Source organism: Halomonas sp., from assembly GCF_052095695.1.
Lineage (GTDB): Bacteria > Pseudomonadota > Gammaproteobacteria > Pseudomonadales > Halomonadaceae > Vreelandella.
Genome location: NZ_JBQDLQ010000110.1, coordinates 1 through 6,528 on the forward strand (window position 1 = coordinate 1; position 6,528 = coordinate 6,528).

Annotated in this window: 7 protein-coding genes and 1 pseudogene; 2 read left to right on the forward strand and 6 right to left on the reverse strand. The window is 56.5% G+C overall.

Annotated elements, in window-relative coordinates; all coding sequences use genetic code 11:
* Positions 1 to 613, forward strand: a 613-nt coding sequence (locus tag ACTH5D_RS15930; protein WP_441672943.1) for a S1 RNA-binding domain-containing protein, incomplete at its 5' end; no start/stop codon positions are given.
* 119 nt (positions 614 to 732) lie between these two features.
* Positions 733 to 1,902, forward strand: coding sequence for an MFS transporter (locus tag ACTH5D_RS15935; protein ID WP_441672945.1), 1,170 nt, complete (start codon positions 733 to 735; stop codon positions 1,900 to 1,902).
* 84 nt (positions 1,903 to 1,986) lie between these two features.
* On the opposite strand, the gene ACTH5D_RS15940 is transcribed toward ACTH5D_RS15935, so the two are convergent.
* The 6 genes and pseudogenes from ACTH5D_RS15940 to ACTH5D_RS15965 all read right to left on the reverse strand — a co-directional run.
* The gene (locus ACTH5D_RS15940; RefSeq protein WP_441672947.1) at positions 1,987 to 3,165 is read right to left on the reverse strand and encodes an acetyl-CoA C-acetyltransferase; all 1,179 of its coding nucleotides are present in this window, start codon (positions 3,163 to 3,165) and stop codon (positions 1,987 to 1,989) included.
* A 189-nt stretch (positions 3,166 to 3,354) separates the two neighbouring features.
* Positions 3,355 to 3,735, reverse strand: a complete 381-nt coding sequence (gene panD / locus ACTH5D_RS15945; protein WP_301735735.1) for an aspartate 1-decarboxylase — start codon at positions 3,733 to 3,735, stop codon at positions 3,355 to 3,357.
* A 28-nt stretch (positions 3,736 to 3,763) separates the two neighbouring features.
* Positions 3,764 to 4,636, reverse strand: coding sequence for a pantoate--beta-alanine ligase (gene panC / locus ACTH5D_RS15950; RefSeq protein ID WP_441672949.1), 873 nt, complete (start codon positions 4,634 to 4,636; stop codon positions 3,764 to 3,766).
* Positions 4,637 to 4,719: 83 nt separating this feature from the next.
* Positions 4,720 to 5,511 (reverse strand): 3-methyl-2-oxobutanoate hydroxymethyltransferase, encoded by a 792-nt coding sequence (gene panB, locus ACTH5D_RS15955; RefSeq protein WP_441672951.1) that lies wholly within the window; start codon positions 5,509 to 5,511, stop codon positions 4,720 to 4,722.
* A gap of 146 nt (positions 5,512 to 5,657) precedes the next feature.
* The gene (folK, locus tag ACTH5D_RS15960; RefSeq protein WP_441672953.1) at positions 5,658 to 6,155 is read right to left on the reverse strand and encodes a 2-amino-4-hydroxy-6-hydroxymethyldihydropteridine diphosphokinase; all 498 of its coding nucleotides are present in this window, start codon (positions 6,153 to 6,155) and stop codon (positions 5,658 to 5,660) included.
* Positions 6,156 to 6,161: 6 nt separating this feature from the next.
* A pseudogene (locus tag ACTH5D_RS15965) lies at positions 6,162 to 6,528 on the reverse strand (polynucleotide adenylyltransferase PcnB); the annotation flags it as partial.

Sequence of the window (6,528 nt, forward strand, 5' to 3'; positions counted from 1 at the left end):
CATCAAGATCGAAGGCATCAACGAAGAGATTATGGAGCTCGCGCTGCAGCAAGCACTGGCTGCGCGGCTAAGTATTCTTGAACAAATGAATGTCGTGATCAGCCAGAGCCGCACCGATGTCTCTGACAACGCACCGTCCATGGCGACGATCAAAATCGATCCTGACAAAATCCGTGACGTCATTGGTAAAGGTGGTGCGACTATTCGCAAAATTTGCGAAGACACCGGCGCCTCGATCGATCTTGACGATGATGGCACCGTACGTATTTACGCGGAAGATAAAGCCGCCGCGAAGCGAGCCATTGATACCGTATTGGCGATTACCGCTGAAGCGGAAATTGGCAAGCTGTACAACGGCAAGGTCGTACGTATTGCTGACTTCGGCGCCTTTGTGAACATCATGCCGGGTACCGATGGTCTGGTGCACATCTCGCAGATCGTTGCCGAGCGTGTTAATAACGTGCGCGACTTCTTGAACGAAGGCGATGACGTGATCGTGAAAGTGCTCGATATTGACAACCGCAATCGCGTGAAGCTGTCGATGAAAGAGATCACCGAAGAAGAGAAGACTGCGTTCGCAGAGCAAGAAGCGGAAACTGATACCACGATTTAACATGCAGGTCGTTAAATCGTCATTCGGTTTCTGATACCGCCCTCGTAGCCTCTGGTTACGAGGGCGGTGTTGTTTGATAGGCACGTTTATATTGTCAGCAGCAGTAAGAGAGAGTCGCTATGGAGCAGGAACAAGCGCCGCGGTGGAGAGCGGTGGTGGCCGTGATGATCGGCATTTTTTTATTGGTGACCGCTGAGCAGTTGCCTATTGGGTTATTGTCTCAAGTGGCCTCGGCGATGGGTGTGACGCCAGGCATGGCGGGGTTAATGGTGACCGTACCCGGCGTCATTGCGGCGTTTTCAGCCCCGCTACTGCCGGTAGCCGTGGGGCGCTTGGATCGGCGTATTATGCTCACGCTGCTGATGATGGTGATGGTGCTGGGCAGTGTATTGACGGCACTGGCGAGCAGCTTTGCATTGCTGCTTGCTGCGCGCGTGCTGGTCGGGCTGAGTATTGGTGGGTTCTGGGCGGTAGCCGGTAGCATTGCGCCACGCCTAGTGCCAGAAGCAAAGGTGCCGAAGGCTATGACGCTTATTTTTGGTGGCGTAGCGGCGGCGTCAGTGCTTGGTGTACCGCTTGGCACGCTGTTGGGAGATCTCAGCAACTGGCGAGTTGCCTTTGGTGCGCTAGGTGGGTTCAGCCTGCTAACGGCCATCGCGCTATGGTGCTGGCTACCCCCTTTACCACCAAGAGAGCCGGTGCGTTTGCGCGTGCTAGCGCAGCAGCTGAGTAATCGCGGCGTGCGGGTGGCCGTGCTCACAACGGGGTTTGTGGTAGTGGGGCACTTCGCTGCTTATACCTTTATTAGCCCTATCCTGCAGGAAATAAGCGGTATTTCTCAGCGCCATGTAGGCAGCCTGCTGCTGCTTTACGGCGCGGCGGGTATCTTGGGCAATGTAGCAGCAGGCGTATTTGCCGGGCGCCACCCGTACCGTGCCGTGCTGGCCATTCCTAGTTTGCTACTACTGGTTGTCGCGGCTTTCCCATTGCTGGGCATTCAACCGCAAAGCGGCGTTATCCTGCTGATGATTTGGGGGGCGGTGTTCGGCAGTGTATCGGTGAGTATTCAGACCTGGATCCTGCGCACTGCGCCGAATACGGAAGCCGCCACGGCGTTGATGGCCTTTGCGTTTAATATGTCGATCGGCCTGGGGGCGATGTTGGGCGGGCGAATCGTCGATGGCACTAGCTTGCCCATTGCCATGTGGGCCGCATCGATATTCTTTCTGATGGGCGCGCTGCTGGTGTTGAGCACGCCACCTAAGGTGGTGGGTGTAAAGGCCCGCTGAAGGCACGGCGTTAGAAAAGCCCTCATCTACTGATGGGGGCTTGAGACTAGCTAAATAACGCTGGCACTGGCTCATGCTAAGGTGTTAAGGACGCTCAATGGCAAGCGCTACACCCTGGCCGCCGCCGATACACAGCGTCGCCAGGCCTTTCTTGGCATCACGGGCGATCATTTCGTGTAGCAGTGTGACTAACACACGACAGCCAGAGGCACCGATGGGGTGGCCGATAGCAATGGCGCCGCCGTTAACGTTTACCTTGCTGACATCCCAGCCTAGCTCTTTATTAACAGACAGGGCTTGAGCCGCGAAGGCCTCGTTGGCCTCGATAAGATCAAGGTCATCCAGGCTCCAGCCAGCTTTTTCTAAACAGCGGCGGGTGGCCGGTGCCGGGCCGATGCCCATAATCGCAGGGTCTACCCCGGCGTTGGCATAGGCTGCAATGCGCGCCAGCGGCTTAAGGCCTAACTGCTTGGCTTTTTCAGCGGAGCAGAGCATAACCACCGCCGCACCGTCGTTTAGCCCCGACGCGTTACCAGCGGTGATCGTACCGTCTTTCTTAAACGCAGGGCGCATGCCGCTGAGCTTGTCGACCGTGACTTCTCGAGGATTTTCATCGGTATCAAAGACCAGCGGATCGCCTTTACGCTGGGGAATTTCCACCGGCACGACCTGGTCCTTAAACTTACCTTCTTTGATCGCCGCTGCGGCTTTCTGCTGAGATGACGCCGCGAATTCATCCATGGCTTCACGGGTGATGCTGTATTTTGCGGCTAAATTCTCAGCGGTAATGCCCATGTGATAGTCATTGAACGCATCCCACAGGCCATCGTGGACCATGGAATCAATGGCTTTCCAGTCACCCATGCGCTGTCCGGTGCGTGAGTTGGGTAGCACGTGAGGTGATGCGGACATGTTCTCCTGGCCGCCTGCCAAAATGATGTCAGCGTCGCCACAGCGAATGGCCTGAGCTGCTAGGTGCAGCGCTTTAAGACCTGAGCCGCAGACTTTATTGATGGTCATGGCCGGCACCGAGCCTGGCAGGCCTCCTTTAATCGCCGCTTGGCGGGCCGGGTTCTGGCCTACGCCGGCGGTGAGCACTTGTCCTAGCAGCACTTCGTCAACTTGGTCAGGGGAAACGCCAGTAGATGCGAGGATATCTTTGATCACCAGCGCACCAAGGTCGCTGGCTGGAATGCCCGCGAGAGAGCCTCCGAATGCGCCCACGGCGGTGCGGCGTGCCGCAACAATGACTACTTCTTGCATAAAATGACTCCTGGAGTAAATAACAGACAGTCTGATGCCAGATGCCCGGTAGGCGTACTCTGTCAGCCGACACTCTCAGCCATCCTTTCAGAATAGAGGAAGGGTATGCGTCGCGGCAATACGCATTTATAAGCAAATAAAAGCGGGCCACGTCAGGGCCCGCTGCTTAATCTGTCTAGCAACTTCTAGTTATGCTAACTGCACCGGAATAATGTTGCTGGTGTGGCTAACGTCATTACCTTCTTGCAGGTAGACCAACGCGGGCTGATGGCTGGCCAGTTCGGCTTGTGAGTAGTGAGCATAGCTGCAAATAATGATGCGGTGGCCGGGAGCCGCCAGGTGGGCAGCGGCACCGTTGATTGAGATCAGCTTGGAGCCTTCCTCTCCGCGAATGGCGTAGGTCGTGAAGCGCTCGCCATTTTCGACGTTATAAATCTGTATCTGCTCATTTTCACGAATGCCGGCCAGATCCAGCAGGTCGCCGTCGATGGCGCAGGAGCCTTCGTAATTAAGTACCGCATGGGTGACGCGGGCCATGTGCAGCTTGGCTTTGAGCATGATGGTATGCATATGAGCTCCTTTATTTCCCTGTATTTGTTTATTTTGTAGCGGTGTTGATGGCGCTAGCCGGTAGCTCAACGCGGAGATTGTCGATTAAACGTGCCGGGCCGAGCTTGGCGGCCGCCAGCAGCACCGAATGATGAGTGCCACCGCTGATCGGGCCGAGCATGAGCTCACGTAGTTCAAGATAGTCCGGCGTAAAACCAGCGTCGCTGAGCGCGGCCGTGCCTTGCCGCAAGGCGGCCTCTATCGGGTCGCCGCGCTCAAGGGCATCGCGCAGTGAACACAGAGTGCGATAAAGCGCCGGTGCTGCGGCGCGCTCTTGCTCACTCAAGTAGCCATTGCGCGAGGAGAGCGCTAAGCCATCATCGGCGCGCACAATCGGCACACCGATGATGTCGATCGGCATGTGAAGGTCGCGGACCATTTTACGGATCACCGCGAGCTGCTGATAATCTTTTTCTCCAAAGCAGGCAATGTCGGGCTGTACGAGGCTAAACAGCATGCTGACTACGGTGGAAACACCGTCAAAATGCCCGGGGCGTGAGCCGCCACACAGCCCTTCGCCCACGACGGGCACATGGACACGCGTCTGGGCATCTAAGCCGTTTGGGTACAACGCGCTGACTGTCGGCGCAAATAGGACGTCACAGCCTGCATCGCTCAGCTGCGTTTGATCAGCGCTAAAGGTCCGGGGATAGCCGTCTAAATCCTCACCTGGGCCAAACTGCATTGGGTTTACAAATAGGCTCGCAACCACAATGTCGGCGTGCTGTCGGGCACAGGCGATCAGCGCTAGGTGGCCAGCATGAAGGTTACCCATTGTGGGTACCAGAGCGATTCGCTGGCCATTTAAGCGATGCTCTCGCAGGATGCTGCGTAACTGATCAATGTCTCGCAAAGTGCGCATAGTCGTTTCGCGTTATTAACAAAATAAAGGGGATGGAGGGCTAGTCGAGCAGGCTTCTAAAAATGTTATTTTAAAAACATGTTTTAAAAACAATTCTCTGGCGCTGGAAAGGTGCGGTTTTTAACGGCCTCATGATAGTGCTGGAAAGCCGTTTGAATGCTATCGGCCTCTGCCATAAAGTTCTTCACAAAGCGTGGCGTACGGCCATGAGTCACGCCAAGTACATCGTGCATGACGAGAATCTGGCCATCGGTGTCCGGCCCTGCGCCAATGCCAATGACTGGTACATCCAGTGCATCTGTCACTGCTTTGCCTAGGCTGGCGGGCACACACTCAAGCAAAATGACCGAAGCGCCCGCATCCGCAAGCACCTTGGCATCACTGATGATTCGCTCAGCGTTAGCGGCGTCGCGCCCCTGTACTTTATAGCCGCCGAGCTGGTGAACGGTTTGCGGTGTTAAGCCAAGGTGCGCGCATACCGGCACGCCGCGGCGAGTCAGTTCACGAATGCCTTCGGCCATCCACGCTTCGCCTTCAAGCTTCACTAGCTCTGCTCCCGCGCGCATCAGAGCGCCGGCATCTACCAGTAGGCGCTCGGTTGAAATGTTGCTCATAAAGGGCAGGTCAACCATTAGCAGGCTATGGCCCTTGCCGCGAGCGGCACAGCGCGTGTGATAAAGGATGTCTTCCATGGTGACAGGCAAGGTGCTGTTGTGGCCCTGTAGCACCATGCCTAGCGAATCACCGACCAAAAGCACGTCAATACCGGCTTGGCTTGCCGCATGGGCAAAGGAGGCATCGTAAGCAGTCAGGCAGCTAAACGTTTCACCCGCCTGCTTATAGGCTTGCAGCGTGTTTAGGGTAACGGTTTTCATGGCATGCTCTCATCGTGTGCGTGAGGTCCGCGCTGCATAGGCGCCCGACCATTATTAGCGCAGCCTTAAATAGGTGCGTGCTGCGATACCGTGATTGTTACCTGATTGCGCACGCGCTGTCGAGATTTGGGTAAGAAAGTAACAGTTTACGAGGGCGCGTCTTCCACTAACCGCTGAATGCCGGGGTTGGATATTTGGCCAAGCCACGCAGCGAGCGGCTTATGATGCAGTAGGAGTGCAGGCGCAATTTCTGCTAGCGGAGCCAGCACAAATGCTCGCTGGGTCATCTGTAGGTGTGGGACGCATAGGCGCGGGGTTTTGATGTGCTGATCGCCGTAGACTAGCAGATCAAGATCCAGCGTGCGTGGGCCCCAATGACGCTGGCGACGGCGTCGGTGCTGCTGTTCTAACGCTTGGAGCTGATCAAGCAGCGCCAGTGGCGAGAGGCTGGTTTCCAGCGCCGCCACGGCGTTGATAAAGTTCGGTTGATCTTGCGGTCCAACGGGATGGCTGGCGTAGAGCGATGATGCTATCACTAACCGGCTCAACGGCAGCCCAGCGAGCCCGCTGAGCGCCTGGCGAACCTGTTCAACGGGCGACGCTAGATTGCTGCCTAGGCCAATATAGGCAAGTTGGATCTGCATTGCTGGCTACTCTGGATCTTGGCTGCGCGGTTTCCGCCGTTTTTTACGGCGACGATCACCCTGGCTGGCCGGATCGCCACCCACTTTTTGCAGTAAGCGGCGCTGTTCATGTTCATCACCGCGCTGGAAAGCCGTCCACCAGTCGCCTAGGTCACGCGGTATTTCGCCAGCCTGTTCGCGTAGCAATAGCAGGTCGTAACCCGCCCTAAAGCGCGGATGCTCGCGGGTTTGAAAGGCTTTCTTACCGCGTCGTTGAGGCAGACGCTGCTGTAGCTCCCAAATTTCGCGCATGGGTATACCGAAGCGCTTGGGAATCGAGGTGTGCTCTAACTGACGAGATACCACCTGTTGAGCGGCCGCCTGTAGTGCGGGA

Excerpts from the sequence above, each read along its gene's own strand:
- ACTH5D_RS15935 (WP_441672945.1), top strand. The coding sequence starts at position 733 with ATGGAGCAGGAACAAGCGCCGCGGTGGAGAGCGGTGGTGGCCGTGATG.
- ACTH5D_RS15940 (WP_441672947.1), bottom strand. The coding sequence starts at position 3,165 with ATGCAAGAAGTAGTCATTGTTGCGGCACGCCGCACCGCCGTGGGCGCA.
- panD (WP_301735735.1), bottom strand. The coding sequence starts at position 3,735 with ATGCATACCATCATGCTCAAAGCCAAGCTGCACATGGCCCGCGTCACC.
- panC (WP_441672949.1), bottom strand. The coding sequence starts at position 4,636 with ATGCGCACTTTGCGAGACATTGATCAGTTACGCAGCATCCTGCGAGAG.
- panB (WP_441672951.1), bottom strand. The coding sequence starts at position 5,511 with ATGAAAACCGTTACCCTAAACACGCTGCAAGCCTATAAGCAGGCGGGT.
- folK (WP_441672953.1), bottom strand. The coding sequence starts at position 6,155 with ATGCAGATCCAACTTGCCTATATTGGCCTAGGCAGCAATCTAGCGTCG.